This window comes from Paraflavitalea pollutisoli (genome assembly GCF_029360705.1).
GTDB classification, from domain to species: domain Bacteria; phylum Bacteroidota; class Bacteroidia; order Chitinophagales; family Chitinophagaceae; genus Paraflavitalea; species Paraflavitalea pollutisoli.
Genome location: NZ_JARKMX010000008.1, coordinates 1367846 through 1392521, shown reverse-complemented (window position 1 = coordinate 1392521; position 24676 = coordinate 1367846). Strand labels below are relative to the sequence as shown.

18 protein-coding genes are annotated in these 24676 nt (G+C 52.3%); 10 read left to right on the top strand and 8 right to left on the bottom strand.

Annotated features, from left to right (window positions below):
• Nucleotides 1-16: 16 nt before the first annotated feature.
• Nucleotides 17-1957 carry a tetratricopeptide repeat-containing sensor histidine kinase gene (locus P2W70_RS19330; protein ID WP_276483155.1) on the bottom strand — a complete coding sequence of 647 codons (1941 nt, stop codon included), beginning with the start codon at nucleotides 1955-1957 and terminating at the stop codon, nucleotides 17-19.
• Nucleotides 1958-2154: 197 nt separating this feature from the next.
• On the opposite strand from P2W70_RS19330, the gene P2W70_RS19325 reads away from it, so the two are divergent.
• On the top strand, nucleotides 2155-2652 hold the full coding sequence (locus P2W70_RS19325) for a type VI secretion system tube protein Hcp (RefSeq protein ID WP_276483154.1): 498 nt from the start codon (nucleotides 2155-2157) through the stop codon (nucleotides 2650-2652).
• A 136-nt stretch (nucleotides 2653-2788) separates the two neighbouring features.
• Here P2W70_RS19325 and P2W70_RS19320 read toward each other — a convergent pair whose 3' ends face one another.
• Nucleotides 2789-5917 (bottom strand): FG-GAP-like repeat-containing protein, encoded by a 3129-nt coding sequence (locus P2W70_RS19320; protein WP_276483153.1) that lies wholly within the window; start codon nucleotides 5915-5917, stop codon nucleotides 2789-2791.
• A gap of 202 nt (nucleotides 5918-6119) precedes the next feature.
• On the bottom strand, nucleotides 6120-6557 hold the full coding sequence (locus P2W70_RS19315; protein WP_276483152.1) for a CBS domain-containing protein: 438 nt from the start codon (nucleotides 6555-6557) through the stop codon (nucleotides 6120-6122).
• A 177-nt stretch (nucleotides 6558-6734) separates the two neighbouring features.
• Here P2W70_RS19315 and P2W70_RS19310 point away from each other — a divergent pair, with 177 nt between their 5' ends.
• A complete protein-coding gene (locus P2W70_RS19310) occupies nucleotides 6735-7577 on the top strand; it encodes a hypothetical protein (RefSeq protein ID WP_276483151.1) in 843 nt (280 codons plus the stop codon).
• Nucleotides 7578-7845: 268 nt separating this feature from the next.
• Here the strand turns inward: P2W70_RS19310 and P2W70_RS19305 are convergent, their stop codons facing one another.
• The gene (locus tag P2W70_RS19305; RefSeq protein WP_276483150.1) at nucleotides 7846-8808 is read right to left on the bottom strand and encodes a hypothetical protein; all 963 of its coding nucleotides are present in this window, start codon (nucleotides 8806-8808) and stop codon (nucleotides 7846-7848) included.
• A gap of 188 nt (nucleotides 8809-8996) precedes the next feature.
• Here P2W70_RS19305 and P2W70_RS19300 point away from each other — a divergent pair, with 188 nt between their 5' ends.
• Together P2W70_RS19300 and P2W70_RS19295 are read left to right on the top strand one after the other, a co-directional pair.
• The gene (locus P2W70_RS19300) at nucleotides 8997-9563 is read left to right on the top strand and encodes an RNA polymerase sigma factor (protein WP_276483149.1); all 567 of its coding nucleotides are present in this window, start codon (nucleotides 8997-8999) and stop codon (nucleotides 9561-9563) included.
• Nucleotides 9564-9595: 32 nt separating this feature from the next.
• A complete protein-coding gene (locus P2W70_RS19295) occupies nucleotides 9596-10354 on the top strand; it encodes a tetratricopeptide repeat protein (protein WP_276483148.1) in 759 nt (252 codons plus the stop codon).
• A gap of 121 nt (nucleotides 10355-10475) precedes the next feature.
• On the opposite strand, the gene P2W70_RS19290 is transcribed toward P2W70_RS19295, so the two are convergent.
• The 3 genes from P2W70_RS19290 to P2W70_RS19280 all read right to left on the bottom strand — a co-directional run bounded on the left by P2W70_RS19290 (nucleotide 10476) and on the right by P2W70_RS19280 (nucleotide 13820).
• Nucleotides 10476-10712, bottom strand: a complete 237-nt coding sequence (locus tag P2W70_RS19290; protein WP_276483147.1) for a hypothetical protein — start codon at nucleotides 10710-10712, stop codon at nucleotides 10476-10478.
• A gap of 46 nt (nucleotides 10713-10758) precedes the next feature.
• Entirely contained in the window at nucleotides 10759-12258 is a 1500-nt protein-coding gene (locus tag P2W70_RS19285) for an NAD(P)H-hydrate dehydratase (RefSeq protein WP_276483146.1), read from the bottom strand.
• A 215-nt stretch (nucleotides 12259-12473) separates the two neighbouring features.
• Nucleotides 12474-13820 carry a serine hydrolase domain-containing protein gene (locus P2W70_RS19280; protein ID WP_276485382.1) on the bottom strand — a complete coding sequence of 449 codons (1347 nt, stop codon included), beginning with the start codon at nucleotides 13818-13820 and terminating at the stop codon, nucleotides 12474-12476.
• A 407-nt stretch (nucleotides 13821-14227) separates the two neighbouring features.
• On the opposite strand from P2W70_RS19280, the gene serA reads away from it, so the two are divergent.
• From serA to P2W70_RS19265, 3 genes are read left to right on the top strand one after another with little or no spacing between them, the layout of a single operon-like run.
• Nucleotides 14228-15466 carry a phosphoglycerate dehydrogenase gene (gene serA, locus P2W70_RS19275; RefSeq protein ID WP_276483145.1) on the top strand — a complete coding sequence of 413 codons (1239 nt, stop codon included), beginning with the start codon at nucleotides 14228-14230 and terminating at the stop codon, nucleotides 15464-15466.
• A gap of 9 nt (nucleotides 15467-15475) precedes the next feature.
• Complete coding sequence (locus tag P2W70_RS19270) at nucleotides 15476-16807, top strand: AAA family ATPase (protein ID WP_276483144.1); 1332 nt, start codon at nucleotides 15476-15478, stop codon at nucleotides 16805-16807.
• A 2-nt stretch (nucleotides 16808-16809) separates the two neighbouring features.
• Entirely contained in the window at nucleotides 16810-18066 is a 1257-nt protein-coding gene (locus P2W70_RS19265; RefSeq protein ID WP_276483143.1) for a tetratricopeptide repeat protein, read from the top strand.
• A gap of 8 nt (nucleotides 18067-18074) precedes the next feature.
• Here the strand turns inward: P2W70_RS19265 and P2W70_RS19260 are convergent, their stop codons facing one another.
• Nucleotides 18075-18980: a MerR family transcriptional regulator gene (locus P2W70_RS19260; RefSeq protein ID WP_276483142.1), complete on the bottom strand. Its 906-nt coding sequence runs from the start codon at nucleotides 18978-18980 to the stop codon at nucleotides 18075-18077.
• 178 nt (nucleotides 18981-19158) lie between these two features.
• Here P2W70_RS19260 and P2W70_RS19255 point away from each other — a divergent pair, with 178 nt between their 5' ends.
• The 3 genes from P2W70_RS19255 to P2W70_RS19245 all read left to right on the top strand — a co-directional run bounded on the left by P2W70_RS19255 (nucleotide 19159) and on the right by P2W70_RS19245 (nucleotide 23955).
• The gene (locus P2W70_RS19255; protein WP_276483141.1) at nucleotides 19159-20685 is read left to right on the top strand and encodes a S26 family signal peptidase; all 1527 of its coding nucleotides are present in this window, start codon (nucleotides 19159-19161) and stop codon (nucleotides 20683-20685) included.
• 119 nt (nucleotides 20686-20804) lie between these two features.
• Nucleotides 20805-21293 carry a cytidine deaminase gene (locus P2W70_RS19250; RefSeq protein ID WP_276483140.1) on the top strand — a complete coding sequence of 163 codons (489 nt, stop codon included), beginning with the start codon at nucleotides 20805-20807 and terminating at the stop codon, nucleotides 21291-21293.
• A 106-nt stretch (nucleotides 21294-21399) separates the two neighbouring features.
• On the top strand, nucleotides 21400-23955 hold the full coding sequence (locus tag P2W70_RS19245; protein WP_276483139.1) for an AfsR/SARP family transcriptional regulator: 2556 nt from the start codon (nucleotides 21400-21402) through the stop codon (nucleotides 23953-23955).
• Nucleotides 23956-24676: the final 721 nt, after the last annotated feature.

Here is a 24676-nt window from a genome sequence, read left to right as displayed (position 1 = left end):
TGAATCCAGTCGGCGCTTAGGCCTCCACTTCCACCAGGATGGAGCTGCCTTTGCCGGGCGCCGAATTGATGTCCAGCTTGCCCTTCAGAAACTCGACCCGGTTCCGGATATTGTACCAGCCAATACCGCCCGACTGATGCGTCAGGGCTTCCTCGAAGCCTTTGCCGTCATCTTCCACCGTCAGCGATAATTGACCGTTCGACAAAGATAACTGTACAATGGCATGTGTAGCCTGCGCATGTTTGATCGTATTGTTGATCAACTCCTGGGCGATCCGGTATACCGCAATCGCTTTGCTCTGCTCGATGGCAGCCTGCTCCAGGCCGATCGATTGGTAGTCCACCCGCAGCGCGCCACTCTTGTTGATGTCGATGCAATAGTCGCGCAAGGCGGTATCCAATCCATACTTGACCAACACCTCCGGCATCATGTTGTGCGCCACCCGCCGCATTTCCCGGATCGAACTGTCGAGCATATCCATGCTCCGTTCAAAAGCTGCCTGGTTCTCAGGCGTCATGATTAAATTGCCCTGCATAGTCGTAAAGGAATGTTTAATACCACTTAACATGCCCCCGAGGCCATCGTGTAGGTCCTTGGCCAGCCGGGTGCGTTCCTGTTCTTCTCCTTTCAATACGGCTTCAGTTGCGGTAAGTTGTTTTTCGGTCTCCAGCTCGTTGATGCGTTGTAGCTGCAGCTTTCTTTTGTTGCGGTAGTTGCGGTAAGACAGCACCAATATAAGGATTAACGCGATGGCGCTGCCGATAAGAATATAATTGATCGTGTCTTTTTGCCGGATGGTGGCCTGCTGACGAAGCAGCTCATTGTCTTTCTTCTGCGTCTCGTACTTTTTCTCCAGGTCGAGGGCAAAGGTTTTTCTTTCGCCTGCCTCGATAGAATCCTTGAGTTCTACGTATTTCCAGATATGCTCATTAGCTTCTTTAAAACGTCCTGTTTCCTCATAGATCTTGGTCAGCAGGCCATGGCATTCCTGCATGAAGTTGGGAATGCTGTCTTTCTCTGCCAGGGCCAGCGCCTCTTTCGTTACCACTTCTGCCTGTGCATACTGCTTGTCGCCGTAATAAATATGACCGATCTGTATCTTCGGTTCAACCATATTCCAGGTGGCATGATTGGCTTTTGCATAGTCGTAGGTCTGGTTGTAATGAACGATGGCACTGTCGTTCATCTTGAGGTTCTGGAAAGTAATGCCCGCCAGTAAATGGTATTGACAGGCAAACCGGAATTCATACTGGGGGTCGAAGTATTTGAACGCACTGTCCAGGTATACCTTGGCACTGTCAAACGGTCCCACCTCGTTGTAATAATGCACCAGCACCAGATTGCCCGCATAGATATTCCTGGGGGTACCACTCTTTCTGGCCGCCGCCAGCGATTTCAGTGCATACTCCTTTTGTAGCTGCGGCAATTTCAACTGCTGGTACAGTGCGGCCATATTGTAATACTGCGTGGTCAGGTTGGCACCTACGCTTTCCAGTACACCCAATCCTTTGATGAACCAATGAATGGCACTGTCGTATTGAGAATTGTACCGGTACCACGAGCCCACTTCGGTATAGGCGTTGCCCAGTTCCTTTTTGGCTTTGGTCGTATTGACTGTGGAGAGATAAGCGATCGCACGTTGCAGGTTGTTGATCTCCATGGCGCGGTTGCCGGCGATGTGGTAGGGGGTGGCCTCAAAGCGCAGGGCCATGCCTGCATAATAGGGAATATGTTTGCGCACACTGAACTCGACGGCTTGCTGGTACAAGACATGTGCTTGCTCCATGTCTACCGGTTCCATATACATCGCATGGTACACCAGGTGCAAAGCATGGACGGAATCGGGGGCGGGTTGATCGAGCAGCTTTTTTACGCTGTCGGCCAGGGCCTGCTGAGCGCGCACAGGAGAGAGGGCGCCGAAAAGCAGACCGCCGATCAGTAGAAAAACATTCCTCATAATGGGTAACAAGGTAGGTAGCAGGCTGTTGACCACCTATACTGTTTTTCCGGGATTTTTGGAGCGCTTAAAATCCTGTATAGGCAGGATTGGTTCCGGTGCGTAAATGAAGCACCTTTATCGAATAAATAGATACGCATTCCTTCGCACGGACAGGCCCATTGGCGAATCAGTAGAACCAGCATAAAACATACAACATGAAACAACTCTTGTGGCTATTACTATGGCTGCCAGCGGCAGCTTTCTCCCAACGCGACAAATCATTTGGGAAATTTACCAATGCAGATGGTGCCACGGTAAAAGGCTCATCCCAGGCCAGGGGCTACGAACGGCAGATCGAGGTGTACAACCTCAGCGCCAGCTCGGCCAACAACAATACAACGGTCGCCTTCAGCATGCCCGTATCTCCCGCAACTGCCGCTTTCCGTGATGCCGCCAACAGCAACAAACCATTGCGTACCGGCGAGATCGTCGTACTGGTGCCAGCCGGCGATGTAGAAAAACTATCGTACAAGATCAATCTGGAAGAAGTGGTCGTGGTGGAATGTGTCGACAACAACAACATTACCAAAGTACAATTGCGGGCCACCCGTATCGGTTGGACCTATTACTCCACGAGCATCATAGGCAGTACAACAGTCGCGACAAAAACCGGCTGGGATGCCGGCGCCAAAAAAGCCTGGTCAGGTTTCTGACGCCACCGGACATCGAATCCGGTAAGCTGTCAAAAGCAACTGGGCTGACCCAAAAGGTTGTCTCCATCACCTACCCGAGAATGCGTACCCTTTTTTGTCAGCCCCGTTTTGTTAGCGCGGGTGACCGCCCTGCAGCTTAATGCGCTTTCAATATACTGAATGACTTCTCCTGTTTGCCGGTGCGGAGCGTGATCCGGTAAATGCCCGGCGCCAAACCCGCCATCGATAGCACATTATTGCCGGTCTTCAGCGGCTGTTGTACTATCACCGGGCGACCTGCATTATCCGTGATCCGCACCGTTACTTTGCCGGTCAGGCTCGTCTGTGGCGATACCCGCAGGTGCAGTTGGTCGTGCACCGGATTGGGAAACCAGGTGATGGCATAGCCCTGCCATTCCACATCATTGGTGGCAGTATAGACAAAATTGAGTTCGTCCGAACTGATCGCACAGGAGGAGAGGTTCGTGACGACGACCCTGTACAAACCGCTTTGACTGGCTACATGTTGTGCACCATTCGCTCCAATGATGGGCGCATTGTTGAGGAACCAGGCATAGCTGGTATAAGTGGTGGCCACACTCAGGGCGCTGCTATTGACTGTAATAGCCGGTTTGGCCGGCAAAGCTAAAAAGCTCACCGTGGTGCTGGCGCTCACAGCCGATGCACAACCATTGGAAGTTTGACGCACCGTATACGCGCCGGCTACCTTAGCCCGGTAGGTTGGCGCCGTGGCGCCATCGATCAGTTGATTGTTCCGGTACCACTGGTTGCCGGCAACGGCCGATGATTGCAAGGCCACACTGTCGCCGGCACAAACGGTCGGATTGGGCGTGCTCACGGTGGGGGTGGCTGGGATCGGGTTAATCGTAACCAGGAAGGGGGCACTGATGGCCGATGCACAGCCACCCGGATTCACCTGAACCGTATAGCTGCCCGACTGCTCTACAAAAGCCGATTGAGCCCCAAAGCCAAGCGGTGTATTGTCTTTGTACCAAACATTACCCGTAGATGCCGTCGACTGCAATTGCACTTGCGTGCCCGCGCAAGCCGTGGCGGAACCCACCGCGGAGATGACCGGCATGGGCGGTACGGGCGTTACGGTCACGACTAGTTTATCCGAGTAGTTGTGGCAACCCGAAGCGCTGTTGGTGATCCGCACAAAATAACTACCACCGCCGGTAGCGGTATACTGTTGGGCGGTGGCGCCATCGATCGGTGCATCATCACGGAACCATTGCAGCTGGTTGTCGATGCTGCCAGTTAGTTGCACACTGCCACCCGCACAGAAGCTGGTAGGTCCGCCGGCTGTAGCTACCGGCTTGGCCGGCGCTTGCAGCGTGGTCACCACAATCGCGTTGGAAGGCTCCGAATAACAACCGCCATTGGTCATACGTACGGTATAACTACCTGCTGTCTTCACCCATAAGAAATTGTCGGCCCCATCGATCGGTTGACCATCGCGGTACCACTGATACGCCCCGGAATAATTGGCTTGCAGCTTGACAGAATCGGTCGTGCAAAAACTGGTTGGCCCTTCTGCCGAAATGGTCGTTTGGTTGGCCAGAACGGGACAAGCGGAGAAACGGAACTCGGGGCAGGTCCAGTTCGTATTCGGCGCATTCGAAGGCCGTACACTCCAGGTATAGGACAGACCGGCGGTAGGCGTAAATTCATAGGAGGTATCGGTAGTCGTGATATCCACTACCACCGAAGTGCCCTTTTTGATGCTGAGCTGATAGCCGGTAGCGTAAGGATCTTTCCGCCAGATAAACCGGGTAGCCGTCCAATGGGGGATACTGCTGTTGTGGGCAGGATTCGTCAGCGTAGGGCACGAAGGCATACCTGTATTTACCTGGTGGATGTTGTGCAGGTATGAGAGCGAGTTGCTTTGGGAGTTGGCTGTCACGATGTCGGGCGCACCATCCCGGTTCAGGTCGGCCACTACAACCTCGCCACAACCGGTGTTGGTGGTGTAGGTGACAAACGGGTCGAAGGCGATCGTGCCGGCGCTGCTCTTGTTGCCGAGTATGGCTACCGTAGCGTCGATAAACCAATTGGCAGTCAGTAGTTCGGGTTTGCCGTCACCATTGATGTCGGCTACAGTCATGCCACGGGGACTGCCGCCGGTGGCCAGGTCTACCCGGTTCGCCAATGAAATGGCACCCGTACTCGTATTCCGGAATACAGATATGGTACTGGAAGAAGTGTTGCTCGCCAGCAGGTCTGGCTTGCCATCACCATCCACATCGGCGATCTCTACATCCCAGGGCCAGGAACCGGCTGCCAGGTCTTGTTTCGCATCGAAGGCAAGGGTGCCCGGCGTCGATTGGTTCCTGAATAGACTGATGCCACCCATGGCGCTGTTGCCGGCCACCACGATCTCCCGTTTGCCGTCGCCGTCGAGGTCACCAATGGCAACCCCTTCGGGCCCTGCCGTGGTAGCCAGATCTATTTTGGTACTGAAGGAAATATTACCACCCGTCGAGGTGTTGCGGAAGATCGAAATGGTATGGGCATTTTGGTTGGTAATAACGATATCGGGTTTCCCGTCATTGTCGAGGTCGCCGATGGCAAAATCACGGCAGCCATCAGTAGCTGCCAGTGTCACCGGTGGCCATTGAAGGTTGATGGTACCCGGTGTGCTATTGTTCTTGAAAATGTTGACACAGTCGTACATATAACTCAAGACCAGCAGTTCGGGCAGCCCGTCCCCATTTACATCGGCCGCCTTTACGCCCAGGGGATTGGTGGTTCCACCCCAGACTGACTCCTGATACGAGAAGCCAAAGCCATTACCGGTATTGTGTAGTATCCGGACCTCATCAAACGAAAACCGGGTATAAAAGAGATCGGTATAACCATCACCGTCCAGGTCGGCCGTGCTCACATCGCCACCGCCTGATAGATTTATGGCCGGGCGGAACATATTGCTCCCGATCGTACTGCCAATCGCTGTATACGTGGTGATAAATGATTGAGCGCTATAGGTACTGAGGCCATTGACGAGCACGGTGATCGGTTGGGTCGTAGCACCTGCCGGAACCGTCACGGTCAACGAAAGGGGAGAGGCGCTCACCACCGTGGCTGGCAGGGTACCAAAATAAACTTTGTTGTCGCCGGTGTTCGCGCCAAACTGGTGGCCGTTGATCGTCACTTGCGTGCCGGCGGGACCCGAAACGGGAGAAATAGATTGAATAATAGGAACTTGTCCAAGGGCCAGGGAGGTGCGTAACGATATCACTAGCACCAGCAGTAGTAGTCTCATGTGTTGGTCAGGTAGTTTGGGTGACAGGGGTTATGCCGATAAAAATAGGGCATTCAGGGGGAAAAAACCAGTGGTGGAGGGCGGATCACCGTAATCGATACAAACATACCCGGGCAGTAACAGCAGCCGTTAAAGGGCAAAAAAAAGAGCCCCGCATCGCGGGGCTCCGGCTGCTCCAGGGGGTAATTGGAGCGATCATGATTTATCGTGCAGAATGCAGGTAATCTTTTAATTGTGTGATCGTTTCTTCGTGCGACAGAATGGTTTCTTTTACCACATCATTGATGGAGATGATGCCGATCACTTGCTCACCATCAAATACCGGCAGGTACCGGATATTCCTGTCTGATAACAATTGCATACAGTAATCGATCGAGTCAGCCGATGTAACACGCGGAAAATCATTCGACATAATCTCGCTGATCGGTGTATCGTTCGAACTGCGGCCCATCAATACGATCTTGCGGGAGTAGTCCCGTTCGGTCATAATGCCCAGGTATCGACCGTCTTCCATAACCATCACAGAACCAATGTTCTGGTCAGCCATGATCTTTAACCCGTCCAGTACGGAGATCGTTGGGGGGACGGTGGTAATGTTACTGCCCTTACGTAGTAAAATGTCTGCTACTTTTTTGTTCATACAGCTGAATGTTTTGGTGATGCAATCCGTTACTGTAATATACGACATTTTAAGAATTCCTGCCTCAAAATATCCCCGGAAATGGGGATGCTGATATCCCCAAATTTGTGCAAACCGATGATACAGACAACCATCGCCCGCAATACGGTGTCAGGCTGACAATAAATACACACCACTATGCGTACAAAATCACTGATGCTGTTAGTAAGTATCCTGAGCCTAAGTGCCTGCCGTAAAGACAAATGCCCCACAGAACCACCACCCAATCCCAAACCCATCAACGATATACCGGCCGTTCAACTGCGCACCATGAGTGTCGACAAGCTGCCATCCCCCTGGTACGCGTTTACCTACGATACAGAAGGTTATATCACTACCTTGAATCACGCCGCTGGAGTCATCCGTTACGATATCGACTATTTAAATGGGCGGGTGCGTACCCTGCAGGCCAATAAGGGCGTACCCGGCAACGTCAACAAGGATATATTGCGGTATACCTACAGCAATAGCCTCGTGGCTACCATCACGGTAACCAACAGCAATAAACAGGTATATCGTGCTGCCAAACTAACCTATACGGCAGCCCATCAACTGCAACAGTTGACCTGGCAGATCGATACCGGTAGCAACGTGTTGATCGATGAACAAACACTTACCTTCAGCTATTATCCCGATGGCAACCTGCGCACCATCGACTTCCACCAGTTACCGGTAAGCCCTTTTCTCGACACACGCTATGCCGATCATTTTGAACAATACGATACAAAGGTGAACCCCGATGGCTTTGCCTTGCTCCATACGCCTTTGCACCATCCCGTATTACTGCCCTCAATACGGTTGCAGAAAAACAATCCGGGCCGTTATTACCGTACCAGTGCTGCCGCTGCCACGTTCGATGCACGCTATACCTATACCTACGATGCGGCGGGCAGGCCAGTGCGCAAAACAGGTCCGGTAAGTTTCAAAGACACCAATGGTACCACAGGCACTTATACATCGATCATTGATTTCACCTGGTAAGCACGCAGGGCAATAGGTGCTACTTTTGGGGATGTGGCCTTCCGGTTAGCACAGCATGCAAGCTATCGTTGCGATGCCGATGATCTGCGCCGACCTGTTTACAACCAACGGGGTAGGGGACGTATCACGCCACGGCGAATGTCGCCCACAAAAGAAAGCTGCCCCCTGTAGAGGAGGCAGCTGGGGAGGTACGGTAAACCGACTGAATAGTCCCGGAGATAAGCCTGATGAACGATTGTATTTTTTGTGTTGAGCGCGTATCGTTCGCTTATTGAATCGTAGCGAGGAAGTTGTCAACTTCAGCCTGCGTAGCCTTGTGGATCGGAGCATCAACATGCAGGTTGGCGCTGATGGTGATGGTTTGCTGACCAAACTGTACGAAACCATCGCTGTCCTTGCCGATCAATACGAGGTAAGCCTGCAGGCCGATAGGCAAGGAGTTACCATATGATTCAAATTTCTGCAGGCTGCTGTTGAAAGGGAACGTGACCACTGTGCTGATGTTTTTGAACACCAGGAACACCTGCAGGTCTGTTACCTGGTTGTTGTCCTGGAAGGCAGGCAATACCGTCATGGTGGTCTTGGGGTTCGGATCGCTGTAGAAGCGGTCGCAGTTTACCCAGGTAAAACCAGGCAAGGTGAAAGAATAGCTATTGGGACCGTTGCCAAAAGGATAGTAAGGTGCAGGAGCCCAGGTCAATGGAGACTGGTTGGTTGGCTGGGGGACACCGTTGGGGCCAGGCTGTTCACGTCTTTTCTCCTGTACAAACAGGCCCATATCCTGGTTGTTCATCACTTTAGGTACTTCCACCTTGATGCCGTTATCACCCAGGTTGGGATTGATGCGCAGCGCCTTGCCGTCTTTATCGGCCTTCACTTCCAGCTCACCGCCCGATTCGAGCAACTGGCCGTTGGATTCTGTCATTACACCGGAGAACATAACATCTTTTTTGCTCAGTACTTCCTTCAGCGTAACGGCTACTGTACCGGTGACAAGGCCGCCATCGCCATCGATGAAAGCATTGGCAGGAAACTTCACTTTGGTACCCTTGGCGCCGGTAATGGTAAAGCCGGTGGTTGCATTGCCGGTGAAAGATTGTACCGGTATGGCATGCGCTTGCAGGAATGCTTCAGCGCGGGCATATGAAGGAGCATCTTGATTTTTCTTGCAGGAAGAGAACGTTGTGATCGAGGCAGCGATCATAGCGGCTGCGAATAAAGAACGTTTCATATCATTCGATTTTGGTAGTGCCTACTCTTTGTCGGGCTTTTCGGCATCCGCCCCTTGCGTGTTCACAGGTATATCAGCACCCCGGGATTTTTGTTACCCCCTTGCCGTCACTTTTTTTTGATTATTTTTACCCGCTAAGAAGATTTGGTAGCTTGTGCAGTGGATATCATTCACTTATAAAACCTGCGATGATCTCACCCCTTATACATAAAGACCACCGGTACCTACAGGCGCTCCTCGACAACGACCAGCGTGTGGTATCGGAGATCTATGATCAATATGCCGGCACCATCCGCCGGTATATATTGGCCAATAGTGGTACGGAAGACGATGCGGCCGATATTTTCCAGGAGTCCCTGATAGATATCTATAACCAGGCAAAGTACAAAGCCCTACAGCTGACCTGCCCCTTCGAACCATTCCTGGTGCTCGTCTGTAAAAGAAAGTGGCTCAATGAATTGAAAAAAAGAGGGAGGCAGCCGGTAACAAAAGAGATAGATGATGTATCTATTGGCGAAGATGTATTCGCCCTGGCCGAGCAGGTAAAAGGGCAACAGCACAAAATGGAGGTCTTCCTGCAATGTTTTGAAAAACTGGGAGACACCTGCAAAGAGATCATCCGTAAGTGCATGGAAGGTGGCGACCAGGAAAAGATAGCCGCTCAACTGAAAGTTACCTACGGCTACCTGCGCAAGAAGAAAAGCGAATGCATGGCCTCGCTCACCCAAATGGTACAACAGCGTTTGCACCAGTGAGCGCAGGCATTTAAAATAATTATCGATCCGTTATGACATTCACAAAAGAAGACATACCCCGGTACCTCGATGGCGATATGTCGCCCGATGAAGAAGCCGCTTTTGAAAAGGCGTTGCCCGACAATCCGGAATGGCAGGAACTCATCGCCCTGCAACAGGAAGTGGAAACCGGATTGCAGCAACACTTTGGAGCGGATGAAACACGGGAACAGCTGAAAGCTACGATGCAACCTTTACGGCAAGCGCATTTTGGCGGCGGCAACGACCAGCAGCCAGGGGAGGCTACGAAGTCTGGCAGGGTAGTACCTTTCCGGAAATACCTCTCCGTCGCTGTGGCTGTCGCAGCAGTGCTGATCGTTGGTGTATGGTTGTGGAACCCGTCCAGCGATAAGCTCTATGAAAAATACGCGATCGCACAAATGGACAGTCAAACGGAGCGCGGCAGTCATGCCGATTCGGTATTGGCAGCAGCGACCATAGCCTTCAATAGCAAGGATTATGTGGTGGCAGCGGTCGACCTGGCCGAGGTGGTGCAGCAGCAACCCAACAATACCTATGCAGCCTTTTATCTCGGCGTAGCCCTGTTACACACAGACCAGCTGACGCAGGCCAGGGTGATATTCGAAAAGCTCATCCGCGGCGGTTCCGCCTTTAAATACGACGCCACCTTCTACCAGGCGCTGAGTTTCCTGAAAGAGAACGATAAAGAGACCGCCAAAGACTGGCTCGAGAAAATACCGGCCGATGCCCCGCAATATGCCAAAGCACAGGAACTGATGAAGAAGTTATAGTGTATTATCCTGCAGGTGGTTCAGGTTTGGCGGAGTAAGTAATCAACAAACGCAGATCGTCAAAAGGACTGGACTGCTGCTCATGCATAATGGGAGAGAAACCTACAGGACCAGACACCCCTTACTTGATCTGCGACTGAATCAGTTTACCCACCTGCTCCACCATGGGCGCAGGACGTTGCTGATCGATGACCCAATTGTCGCCCGATTTGGAGAGGTTGCCAAACATGGTTTCGTTGAGCACCACGTGAAAGGAGCGTGGCATACCATTGGCATGATGTTCGTCCGAAGGCGTTACCCAACCCTGGTATTGAATACCATCATACTCCAGCGCAATATCGAAAGTTTTGTAGTTCATACGGGCATGGCTGCAAAGTAAATGCCACGCGGTAGCCGGTCACCCGCTACAGCTCCAACTGATGAAAAGCATCCGCCAGGTACTCCACCAGGTCCGAGGCGATGAGCGATGTTTGAGAAGTATAAGAAGCCGCAATATCACCCGCCAGGCCATGGATAAATACGCCGGCAATCGCTGCATGAACCGGTGAGTAACCTTGTGCAGCGAGACCAGTAATGATGCCGGTGAGCACGTCGCCGCTACCACCAGTCGCCATTCCGGGATTGCCCGTGCTGTTGAAATAAGCCACCCCCTCAGGCGTCGCCACCAACGAATAACGCCCCTTCAAAACGATCACGATCTTGAGCGCCGCCGCTCTTTTCAACGCCAGTTGAATACGCTCGAAATCATTGGCTGTTTTGCCAAACAGCCGCTCAAATTCCTTGGGGTGGGGGGTAAGGATCGTATGGGGAGGCAGCTTGCCCAATAGTTCCTGGTGCAGCGACAACACATTCAGTGCATCTGCATCCAGCACCAGGGCATTTTTACATTGCTGAAAGATCGTTTCCAATAGCTCACGGTGCGACCCATATTGACCCAGTCCCGGCCCCGCACCGATCACGTCGTATTGGCCCAGGCTCACCGCCGTTTCCACATGTTCCTTGCCCGCTGTATAGGTCATCGCTTCCGGTACGGCGATCTGCATGATCGTATACCCGATCGCCGGGATATGCGCGGTCAGTTTGCCCACACCGCTGCGCAGGCAAGCGCGCGCAGCCAGCGTGGCGGCCCCCATCATGCCCTGGCTGCCGGCAATGATCGCCGCATGACCATAAGTCCCCTTGTGCGAGAATGCGCCTCTTGGCCGCAGAATGGATTGCACCATCGCCTGATCGATCCATTGGAAAGGACTCGGCTGGGTAGCCGGATAGCCGGGGTGCAAACCGATATCCAGGATGTGCAGCTGGCCGATATAAGCAGCATTCTCTGCCACCAGAAAGGCCGGCTTGTAACATTGAAAGCTCAACGTATGATCTGCCTGGATGATCGTATTCCCCGTAGCGCTGCTATCGGCCATAAGCCCTGTCGGCATATCGATCGAGATCACCCGTAGCCCGCTGTTGTTGATATGGCCTACGACCTGTGCGGTAAGTCCTTCCAGCGGGCGGTTGAGCCCCGAACCCAGTAAGGCATCGATCACCGTTTCGCCGACCGTCAGCGTTGGGATATTCTCTGCAGCAGAAATGAATTTGATGACGGCACCACTCTCGTGCAGGCGGGCCAGGTTGGTCTGAAAATCCTCCGTGCCCAGGTGACCAAATTCCAGAATATATACCGTTACCGCATGATCGGCCTCCGCCAGCAACCGCGCAATGGCCAGCCCATCCCCGCCATTGTTGCCCTTACCGCAGAAGACGGCGTACCCCATATTGTCTGGTTGATGCTGTTGCAGCCAATCGACACAGGCCAGCGAAGCGCGTTCCATCAGGTCGATGGAAGAGATCGGTTCATGTAAAATGGTATACTCATCCCAGGCGCGGATGTCGGCAGCGGAAAAGATGTACATGGTGGGTGTTGAATGTATCTCTAAAATACAGATTTAAACAATAGCACCCGTAACCGCATCCGGGGATAACACACCGTTTACAAAAGAGAGGAGGAGACCCCTCCTTACAAACTGGGCCGGCACATCGTGAAGGTCAGATTGCCTGGTCCCCATAAAAAAGCGGGTGTACCTTTTAATACACCCGCTTTTTATGGCTGCCCGCAAGGAGCAGTGGATTATTTTTTACCAGACTTGGTCGTCTTCGATTTGGTCGATTTGCTGGCCTTGCCTGCATAAGCCGTCGTCGTAGAGCGCTTGCCCGTGGTTTTCTTCTTAACGGTATTTTTTGCCAGCGCCTGCTTCCGGGATACAGTGCCGCGCTTGGCCTTGCGCACCACGGGAGCCGCGGCTACCCGTCCATCTTCATCGCCCCGGTCGATGCCCTGCATATAATCACCGAAGTAATCGGCCATCTCCTTGGCCGTATAAATATTACGCGAGTCGTTGTTGCAAAGTGCTACGATCGTTACATGCTCGTCGAGCAGACGTACGAAGATCGTCCGGTTGCCATGCCACCAACCGGTGTGATAGATCAGTTTCTTGCCATTCTTCAGCACGTACATGCGCCAGCCCAAGCCATAATTATGGGTGCCTGGTTTCTCATTGCTGTAAGGGGTATAGGCTGCATCCAGCGTAGACTGTTTGAAAAAGCGGTTGCTCGACAGGGCCTGATCCCACTTCACGAGGTCACGTGGCGTGCTGTAAATATTTTTATCACCGTATACCAGGTCGAGGAAGTCGAAGGCGTACTGGCGACCGTTATAATAGTAGGAGGGAAGACTGCGGGCCGAATCGGCGCGGGTATATACATACGTATCATGCATGCCCAACGAATCGAGGAAAGTATGTTTCAGGTAATCGCCGTAAAACTCGCCGCTTACTTTTTCCACGATCAGTGCCAGCAGGGCAAAATTCGTATTGGAATAACTGAAGCCACGATCCGGGCGACCCACGGGGATCTTCTTGCGGTTGGCGATCAGGAAATCCAGCACGTCCTGGTTGGTCATGATCTTCTTGCGGTTCCAGCCAAGGCTGGCCATATAATGATCGTATTTGGGTAGGCCGCTGCGGTGGTTCAGCAACATGCGCACCGTTACGCCCTGGCAGGGAAAGCCGGGCAGGTAAGCACTTACCAGGCTATCGATCTGCAGCCTGCCTTCATCCCACAACTTCAGGATCGACATGGCCGTAAAGGTCTTGGATACCGAAGCGAGGTGAAACGGCGTAGTGGCCGTAATTGAGTCGCCATAACCCCGTGGATTCTCGAACCCCGAATATTTCTCGTACAGTACGTTGCCGTCTTTGGCCACCAGGATACTGCCGTTCAGCTTTTCGCCAAAAGTAGTATCGATGAACCCCTTTACGAGTGATATATAGTAACTATTTGAATCTGATGTGTTTGAATGCGAAGCAGCAGCCGACACGGCCACCTGTCCATTGGACGGCGTCAACAAAGACGGTTGTTTATCACCCCATTGTGCACAACCAAGGGCAAAAAGACTGAATGGTATGACCCTCAACATGGTTTTCAAAAGGACTGTTTTAGTTGGGTTAGTGATCAGCAAAAGTATGGATTAAATCACGGAAATTGGGCGCCCACCAAACAATTTCACACAATTTTTGTAACATAAAGCACTGATAAATACTTCTTTCTATCTGTTGCGGCTTACCCGCTGCGCAATCGTTACCGGTCTTCCCGTTTTTCCATGTCCAATTTTTACGACATATTTGCAGCCCGGAACATGGAAAGCATCAAATATTGATCTGTGTTGAAGGATTTTTATGGAACTGGTGATTCTGGTAGATTTTTTCCAACATTCTCCCCAATTCTATAGCTAACCGCGAATCCTGCTGGCTTGCCTGACATGCTGTTTTGTTGAACCGGAACTAACGGACCCAGATTGTTTAACGCAAAAGATGAGCCATCATTATGAGCGAGAAAAAAAATACAAGTTATCCGAAAGACAAGGTAAACATCCTCTTTCTTGAGAACATCAGCGATGCAGCCGTAAAGAACTTTAAAGACGCAGGGTATGCTTCCGTCCGCAAACTGGGAGGAGCCCTGACTGAAGAAGACCTGATCCGCGAAGTGAAAGACGTACACCTGCTCGGCATCCGCTCCAAAACCCAGATCACCCCCGCCGTACTGGCCGCCGCCAAAAAGCTACAGGCCATCGGCTGCTTCTGTATCGGCGTCAATCAGGTTGACCTGAAAAGTGCTACCGAACATGGCGTGGTCGTGTTCAACGCACCGTATTCCAATACCCGTTCCGTGGCAGAGCTCGTGATCGGCTTGTCCATCATGCTCATCCGACGCATTCCCGATAAAAATACCGCCGCCCACCAGGGTACCTGGATGAAAGAAGCCAAAGGCAGCTACGAAATGCGTGGCAAAACCCTCGGCATCATTGGGTATGGCAACATCGGTTCGCAGGTAAGCGTACTGGCCGAAGCGCTGGGTATGCACGTCATCTTCTACGATGCGGTCACCAAGCTGCCCCTGGGCAACGCCGTAGCCCGTAAGACGCTCAAAGAAGTGGTGAGCGAGGCAGATATCATCTCCCTCCATGTGCCCGATAACAAAGCCACCCGCAACATGATCAACGACGAGGTGCTGCAGCATTTCAAGAAAGGCTCTATCCTTATCAACTACGCCCGCGGCGAAGTGGTCGATCTCGAAGCGCTGGCTGCCCGCCTGAAAAGCGGACAGATCGCCGGTGCCGCCATCGACGTATTCCCCTGGGAGCCCGAAAAGAACGGCGATAAATTCACGACCCCCCTGCAGGGATTGCCTAACGTGATCCTGACGCCGCACATCGGTGGTTCTACCGAAGAGGCCCAGGAGAATATCGGGGAAGATGTGAGCAACAAATTATACCAATTCCTCGAAATGGGCGTTACCAATGGGTCTCATACAGTGCCTGCCCTCAACCTGCCACCGCAGGAAGGAACACACCGCATCCTGCACGTTCACCGCAACGTACCGGGCGTACTGTCGGAGATCAATACCCAACTGTCCAAAAACAATATCAACATCCTGGGCCAATACCTCAAAACCAATGACGAAATAGGGTATGTGGTACTGGACGTGGACCAGAAGCTTTCCGATACTGCTTTTCAATTGTTAAAACAGGTGAAGGAGACGATCAAGGTCCGGTTGTTGTATTAATTTAACAGCATGAATGACCACATAAAGAGCCTGCAGGAAGCCCTGCAGGTTTCCCCTGATAACGTACCATTGCGGATACACCTCGCCGAAGTGTTGATGCGCGAAAAACGGTATGCCGAGTCCGCAGAACAGTACAGTGAAGTATTGCACCGCAGCTATGGAAATACCAAGGCCCAGCTGGGCCTGGCCGAAGCATATTTTTACCAGCATAAGTATTCGGCTGCTATCATTATCTACGAAGAACTTTATCCCAACCTTCCCACCGACGCCATGGTGTTTTTCGTGAAATCACTGATCCGCGAAAACTCCCTGCAGCAGGCCGTGGAGGTATACCAGAAAGTGATCGCCCTCAATCCCGGATTTGCCGACGAAGAGATCGATGGCAAACTGCGGGTAGGCAATGCCGACGCACAATCATCCGACCAGGATGAGCTGAACGATAACGACGAAGCGGGCAACCACGGCAGCGATTTCTTCCTCGAAAAACCGACCATCGATTTCTCGCACGTAGGCGGCATGAAGCGCATCAAGGACGAGATATCCATGAAGATCATCCAGCCGCTCAAAAATCCGGAGCTCTACAAAGCCTTCGGCAAAAAAGTAGGTGGTGGCATTCTCCTGTACGGACCTCCCGGTTGCGGCAAAACCTATATCGCCAAAGCTACCGCCGGTGAGATCCATGCCAAATTCATCAGCATCGGCCTGCACGATATCCTCGATATGTGGATCGGCAACAGCGAAAAGAACCTGCACGCCATTTTCGAACTGGCACGCAAGAATGCTCCCTGTGTCCTCTTCTTCGATGAGGTGGATGCCATGGGCGCCAGCCGTGCCGACCTGCGGCAATCGGCCATGCGCCATGTCATCAACCAGTTCCTGGCCGAGATGGATGGTGTACAATCCAACAATGAAGGGGTATTGATACTCGCTGCCACCAACGCTCCCTGGAGCGTCGATGCAGCCTTCCGCCGCCCCGGTCGCTTTGACCGCGTTATCTTTGTGGAGCCACCCGATGAGCAGGCCCGCGAAGAGATCATCACAGCGATGCTTAAAGACAAACCCGTACAAAACATCGATGTACGGAAGCTCGCCAAAGAAACACCCGACTACTCTGGCGCCGACGTGAAAGCCATGATCGATATCGCGATCGAAGACAAGCTCCGCGACTCCATGGCCAGCGGCAGCCTGCAGCCATTGGGCACCAAAGACCTGCTGAAAGCCGCCAAACAACACCGGCCCACCACCCTCGAGTGGTTTGCCTCGGCGCGCAACTATGCTTTGTACGCCAATGAATCCGGCCTGTACGATGATATCCTGAAATTCCTAAAGATCAAAAAGTAGCGATGACCGATGTAGCGCCTTTGCTTGAGCGGGCACAACTCTTGTTGGCCCAGGGCCGTCCCAAAGATGCAGAACGTCAGCTGACCGATGCCTTGCGCATCGATCCGGAAAACGATTATGCCCTGGGGTTACTGGCAAGGTGCAAATACGATCAGAAACAAATACACGAAGGCATCGAAGCGGTGAAGAACGCCATCCGCGTGATGCCCCACGAAGGCTATTATTTTTACCTGCTGGCCTTCGGTTATTACCAGCTCGATCAGCACGAACCAGCCTTGCGTTACCTGCAACGGGCGGTAGAGCTCAGTCCCTGGAGCGCTGAATTCTTTGGTCTGTGGGGATTGGTGTTGCTGGAAGAGAAACAATTCGAGCTGGCTTTGCAGAAAGCCAATGAAGGGCTGGCTGTGGATCCGGAAAACATTACCTGCCTCAACGTTCGATCTACTTCCCTCAATAAGCTTCACCGGGTAGAAGATGCCATGGAGACCATGCAGGATGCGCTCGAGAAGGACCCGGAAAACGCCTGGACCCACTCTACCGTAGGCTGGAACCTGCTCGAGAAACGCCGGCACAACGAAGCCGCCAAACATTTCCGCGAGGCCCTGCGCTTGCAGCCCAACCTCGAAGGTGCCCGGGAAGGGCTCAAACAATCCCTGAAGTCGAAGATCCCACCCTATAAATGGTTGCTGCAATACAGCTTCTGGATCAACAACAAGGGAAAGCGTGCCCGTTTGTTCATCCCGATCGCCATTTATGCGGGGGTACAACTGCTGGGACAATTATCCGTGAAGGGTGGGGGCACCCTGGCAGCTATCGGTTACACACTGCTTGCCCTGTACGTAGCATTCGTGATCACCAGCTGGGTGATTAATCCGCTCGCTAATTTTTTCCTCTTCTTTCATAAAGATGGTAAGTACGCCCTCAGCCAGCGCGAAAAGACCAATGCTATTGCGCTCGTAGCTGCGTTGACGACAGGCCTTGGCCTCGTCATTGCCAGCCTCTTCATCCAGACAGGCTCCGTGCCATTGCTGTTGGCCGGACTGGTCACGCTGTCGCTCGGGTTGCCACTCGGTCACATGCAGTTCCCGCTTCGGTTAACCGGGAATTCCTGGGTGCAATGGTTTTCGATCGGTCTTATTGTATTTGGATTGTCGGTGATCGCCATCATGCTGGCTACGTCGCTTCCCATCGAGCAGATCGGAGGCGCTTACTTCGTATCCTTTGTACTGTATACCTGGGCCAGTATATTTCGCCGTTAGCGGGTTGCTCAACGCACCTTGCTGAAATTGACCAATGCTTCGGATCCTTTCACCAATTGTACATTGCCGGGAATGCCCCGGGAGAAATACGTGCCATTGCGCGAGCCGGCATAAATGATCTCCTGTTGGGGAAACATAGACGACAGCTTGTGCAGGTATTCGCTGAGGTCCATCCGGATGAGGTTGGTGATCAGGTGGAAGTAGACCTGGGTGATCGGATGCTCCGGATGTGCTGCTTCAAAGTGCTGGCAGGTCGTCGCCAGCGTATCCAGTTTTACATTACTGCCCAGGTACAGGAAAGGAATGCCGTTCCGTTTGAGCATGTACTGCATGAATAATAAGGGAATTTCGTGCGATTCGCCGTAGGGCGTAAACAATACCACCCGGCGCCGGCTGGTGGGAGAGGGGCGTTCCAGCTGGTCGATGGCCACTAGCAATTTCCGCACAATGATGGCACTGGCAAAATGCTCCTGGGCAGGCATTACGCTGCCGGCCAGCCACAAATGACCAACCTGGCGCAACAAGGGAAACAGGACCGACAGCACAGACTGCTCGATATCGTTTTGCGCAAAAAGCTGGTCCAGTACGCGTTCAAACCGTGGAGGATCGAGGTCGATGGTGGCCTCGGTCAGTTGGTTGACGTAGATGTCGAAGTTTTCCTTGTCGGGCCGCAGTTCCAGCGAAAGCCGGCAGATATCTTCCTCCGTTAGGTTCGCAATACGGGAAATCTTGTACCCGTGTTTGTACAGAAATGCCACCCGCAACAGCTGTTTCAGGTCTTCATTGTCATACTGCCGGTGATTGCTTTCTTTGCGCCTCGGCCGTAGAATGCTGTGCCGTTGCTCCCAGATTCGGAGCGTATGTGCCTTAATACCAGTAAGATTTTGGACGTCGCGTATGGAAAAAAAGTTCATATTGCTGTAACAAAACGAAAGATATGCCAACTAATACGAATGTTCAAATCCTGTTGAGGGGGAGGTATGACCGTTTCCAGCCGTCAGGGTACAATATAATAGCAAAAAGCTGGTTAATACAGGGTTGCATTGACAATTAAAGCGGTATTTTTGCCCGGAAATTTCTAAACAAGACAGCATGAGTTCACACGATCTGACCGTAATTATCATCATTTCGCTGCTGATAGTCGTATTGCCTGCCGTAGGGTTATACAAAATGTTCCAGAAGGCAGGTATCCCCGCCTGGAAAGCCTTCGTTCCCTTTCTCAACACCTGGGAGATGGTGCGCGTTTCGGGTATCAAACAACACTGGTTTTTCTGGCAATTCATACCCGTGGTAGGTTGGTTCATCAGCCTGTGGATACTGGTAGAGTTCGTTAAACTGTTCAATAAATTCCGGTTCTGGCAACATGCCGCCACCGTACTGGTCGGATTCGCGTATCTGCCCATCGTAGGATTCGATGAAAAAGAGAAGTACTACGGTCCCGATATCGTGAAGAAACACAAGAAGTCGGCGGCCCGCGAATGGATCGATGCCGGCGTTTTTGCTATCGTAGCAGCTACCCTCATCCGCACCTTCGTGTTTGAAGCTTACACCATTCCCACCGGCTCGATGGAAAAGACCCTCCTCGTCAACGATTTCCTGTTTGTGAGCAAACTCAGCTACGGCCCCCGTATCCCGAATACGCCCCTGGCCATCCCGTTTGTACACCACACCCTGCCGGTGACCAATACCAAATCGTATTCTGAACTCATACATATTCCGTACACCCGCTGGTTCGCCACGCCGATCAAAAGAAACGATGTCGTTGTATTCAATTTCCCCGCCGGTGATACGGTCATCAACCTCGAAGAGTACCAATCGCGCAATCCTTATTATGATGTGGCCTGGCAACTGGGCGACCGCAATATGGATGCAGGCCGGGAAAAGATATTGTCTAATCCCGATCAGTACCCCCTCATTGTACGTCCCGTCGATAAAAAAGAGAACTACATCAAACGTTGTGTAGCCATTGCCGGCGATACGCTGCAGATCATCGATGGTGTCTTGTACATCGATGGCAAAAAAGCCTTCCTGCCTCCCAAGATGCAGTTGTACTACGAAGTGACGGTAAAAGTGCCGCAGCTCGACTACGACCTTTTGAAAGATGAATATGATTTCGATAAGATCGAAGAAGAACTGATGCCCATTGGTGGCAACCGCTACCGCATGATGCTGACCAACGAAGCCAAAGACAAGATGATCAAAAATGGCCTCATCGACAGCGTTAGCGTACTGAAGATCCAGGACGATAAGATCTTCCCCCGGGACAACATCCATCACTGGCAGGTAGATGATTTCGGTCCGCTCTGGGTACCGAAGAAAGGCGCTACCCTCACCATTACGCCTGATAATTTCAGCATGTACGAGCGCGCCATCCGGGTGTATGAACACAATGAACTGGACGTGCGCGGCGGCAAATACTTCATCAACGGTCAGCAAACAGACAAGTATACCTTCAAAATGGATTACTTCTGGATGATGGGTGACAACCGCCACCAATCACAGGATAGCCGTTTCTGGGGATTTGTACCCGAAGACCATATCGTCGGAGAAGCCTGGCTGATCTGGATGAGCTGGGATAAAGGCGTTCGCTGGAACCGTATGTTCAGCAGCATCCACTAACCGATAACATACCCGCTCAACGGGTAATGCATTAATATAATTTGAAGTCCGAAAGGCAGCCAGTAAATTGCATACAGCAATCTGCTAGTTGCCTTTCGGCTTTATTATAATAGGACACGATGAAAACAACCGAGTACAAATTCAGTTACGAAGTATATGAGGATAGCACAGAGCTGGCACCGGCCGATGCGCAGCTGCTGGAAACCGCCCGTACCGCCACCCAACGAGCCTGGGCGCCTTACTCGCATTTCCGCGTAGGAGCGGCTGCCCGTATGCAAAACGGTGAGATCGTTACCGGAGCCAACCAGGAGAATGCTTCTTATCCCGCCGGCATCTGTGCCGAAAGTGTGTTGTTAGCCACCGCTGGCGTCAATTGGCCCGGCCTGCCCATCGACACGCTGGCCGTCAGCTATCAGGGCGATGATATTCTCAACGATCATCCCATCAGCCCCTGCGGTATTTGCCGCCAACGGATCAAAGAGTTTGAAGAACGCACCCAACAACCCATACGTCTTATACTGGCCGGACAAACCGGGCAGATCTACATCATTCCCGATGCTAATCTACTCATGCCGCTCGCCTTTACGGCCAATGAGTTGCCATTGTAGGGACCTGGCGTTCCTTTTTTCCACAAGATTCTTATTATCAATAGATCGTGTTGAATTAATACGACAGAATACCTAATTTGTACTTTATAATTTGTTTAGCTTGCTTATGGGGAGAATCCTCTTATTGGTATGCCTGATCCTGGTGGTGAATAATGTATGGGGACAGTCGCACGGGTTGCGATTTTCCAGCCATGAAGTCGTGCCCGAAAAACGCACCAGCCTCAACCTGTCCACCGACGGTCCCATCTGCAGTGCCAAACCCACCACAATTAGCTTCGATCTCTCTTTCACGCCGCACCTGGAAACCTATTTCGGCTACATCGTTCGCCTGGTGAGCAACAACCACCAGAACATCGATATTGTCTACAACCAACGGTTACTGCAATTCAATGCCGTGATCGGCGATACCGTCACCGCCACTTTTACCATCGACTCTGTGCAACTATACAGTCAGTGGAACCGGTTTACGATTGCGCTGGATCCCACTACCCATGAGGTGACTTTTTACCTTGGCAAAGACCTGAAAGGAAAAGGACGCGCCAACATCGACAGCCGCACCTGTTACCAGGTATTCTTTGGTACCAACGACCTGCCGGGTTTCAAGATCACCGATGTGCCGCCGATGAATATCCGCGACATCAGTATCGAAGAGAACAAACAACAACGCGCCTATTATCCCCTGGATGAAACCAGCGGACAGCGTGCTGCCGACAAATTGCAACAGGTCGTGGCGCGGGTGGATAATCCCGTTTGGATCAAACCCCGGCACCAGAACTGGGCACCAGCGACACTCATTCATATGAAGGGCGTAGCCAGCGTGGCCTTTGATAAAAAAAAGGAGTTGCTGTACATTGTCAGCAAAGACACCCTGTTTCAATATGCCGTCCGCAATGCACAACTGACTGCCATCCCCCTCAGTACCCGGCGCGATACGCTGCCGCCGGGCAACCAGTCCATTTACCACGCTGCCGGTGAAACACTGTACAACATCGACATCGACGAAAAAGAAGTGAGTAGCTGGCAACCTGCCAATGCCCGGTGGAGCAATAACTTCACCCCCGGACCGCTCACGATTTACTGGCAGGCCAATAAGTTCCTGTCTGCTACCGATAGCGCCCTGTATATAATAGGAGGGTATGGACAGTTGCAATACCGCAATGAAGTACAGCGCTACCACCTCCCCTCCAAAGAATGGGAGTCGATTGATACCAAAGGAGATTTCTTCATGCCCCGTTACCTGGCAGCATTGGGCAGTAGCGAAACGGGCGATACAGCCTGGATCATGGGTGGTTTTGGCAGTAAAACGGGCGATCAGTCCATCAATCCCCGGTACAGTTACGAGTTACTGGCCTTCGATGTTAAAAACAGTGCTTTCAAAAGTATCTACCACCTGCCCGATCCCGCAGCCCCTTTCTGTTTTGCCAACAGCATGGTCATCGATGCGGTAGCTGGTGAATACTATGCGCTGACACATCCGATCGACCGGTTCAACTCTTCTCTGCAACTGATTCGTGGCTCGCTGACAGCGCCGCGGTACGCATTGATGGCAGATACCATTCCCTATGCGTTTCACGATATTGAATCCTTCGCCGATCTCTATTACAGCCCCGCCAGCCAGAAACTGGTGGCCGTTACCATCTTCACCAACAAGCAGAATGAAAGCGAGGTGAAGGTCTTTACCCTCGACTTTCCCCCCAATAAAATAGAAGTAGCGCCACCACCACCCAAAGCCGCTTCCAACGATTGGATATGGTTTTTAGCGGCAGGCATCGTGATTGCCGGAAGTGTGGTGGTCTTGATGCGCAAGCGAAAACACCGACCCTCCGTTCCGGCCGTAGCGCAGCCCGCGAATGTGGCGGTGACGGCTCCGGCAGTATCGGTATTACCGGCAGCGGAAACCAGCGATGGCACAACGGGGGAAGGTGTGTCGCATAAAGACACGGCCTCCATCCACCTGTTTGGCCCCCTGGAAGTATTCGATAAAGAAGCCAACGACATCACCAAGCTGTTTACGCCCTTGTTGCGCGAGTTGTTCCTGTTGATGCTGACCTATACGGTCCGCGATGGCAAAGGCATTGCCTCCGAAAAGCTGTATGAGCTGTTGTGGGGCGATAAGCCGTTGAAGGATGCGCGGAACAACTTTTCCGTCAATGTGGTCAAGCTGAAAGGCATCCTGGAAAAAGTAGGCGAGTGGCATGTGGGCAAAGAATCGGGTAAATGGAAACTCGAAGTATTGAATGACAGCGTCACGATCGACTACCAGCGGTTTGCCCTCCTGGTGGCAGCGCCCGAACCGGCCAACAAACAATATATCCAACAATTGATACAGGTAGCTGGCCGGGGCAATTTCCTCAGCACCATCCACTACAACTGGCTCGATGACATCAAATCGGAAGTATCGGGCAAGGTCACCGATGTCCTGCTCGACTATCTTTCCCGCGCCGACCTGGCGGCCGATGCCGAATTCATCATCCGCGTGGCCAATTGCATGTTCCTGTTTGACCAGCTCAACGAAGATGCCCTGGTCTGGAAATGCAAGAGCCTCACTTACCTGGGCCGCCACGGCCTGGCCAAAGAGGTGTGGGTGAAATACACCAAGGAATACCGTGAGAACTACGGCCAGGACTTCGACCGGCCCTTCACTGACATTACCGGGCTATAAATGCTTCAGATTTATTCATGGTATAACTTATTAGGCTGGTTATCAGTTAGTATGCCTGCTTCGAGACCCCTGCTCGCCGGGTGCTCACCTAATGTATTGATAATGTACGCGGTTAGAGAGGATGCAGCGGAGATGCAGCGGAGATGCAGCGGACATAGAGCGGAGACATAGCGGGTCTATCTAGAGGCGCTGCATCCCCGCTCCGTTGGTGGTGCGATCCCGGTCTTTGAGCGCAGCTGCTAAGGGGCTCGTTCGGGTCAAACGCGCACCAAACGCACACTAAACGCGGACCAAACGCGCGTATGGCCGCGTTTGGTCCCTCATTGATCCGGCTTTGGCACGGCGTTACACTGCGTTTGCCCCGACGTGAACCCGGGTTTGCGCAGGCCTAAACCCTGCTCAGTGCTGGTTGCTTTTACTATCTTTTCCTGCATAAGCTTTACAGGTAAGCAGGTTTTTCCTGCTATGGCTTTACAATAGTAGATCCTATTCCGGAAGTGACTTTACAGCCGGGACCTCCTCGGGCAAGCACTAACCTCTTTGATCGGAGCGGGCCGGCCACCTGGCTGGTCAAACCGGTGAGGTAGGCTCCCGACCGCCGACTGGCCCTTTGTGGCCGCTACATCCCGCCCGACGGCGGGATTAACTGCCTTTTGCCATAAAATTCTAAAAAACAAGCAATTAATTTCTCAATTAATAGGTTTATTAATGCCTTTGTTAG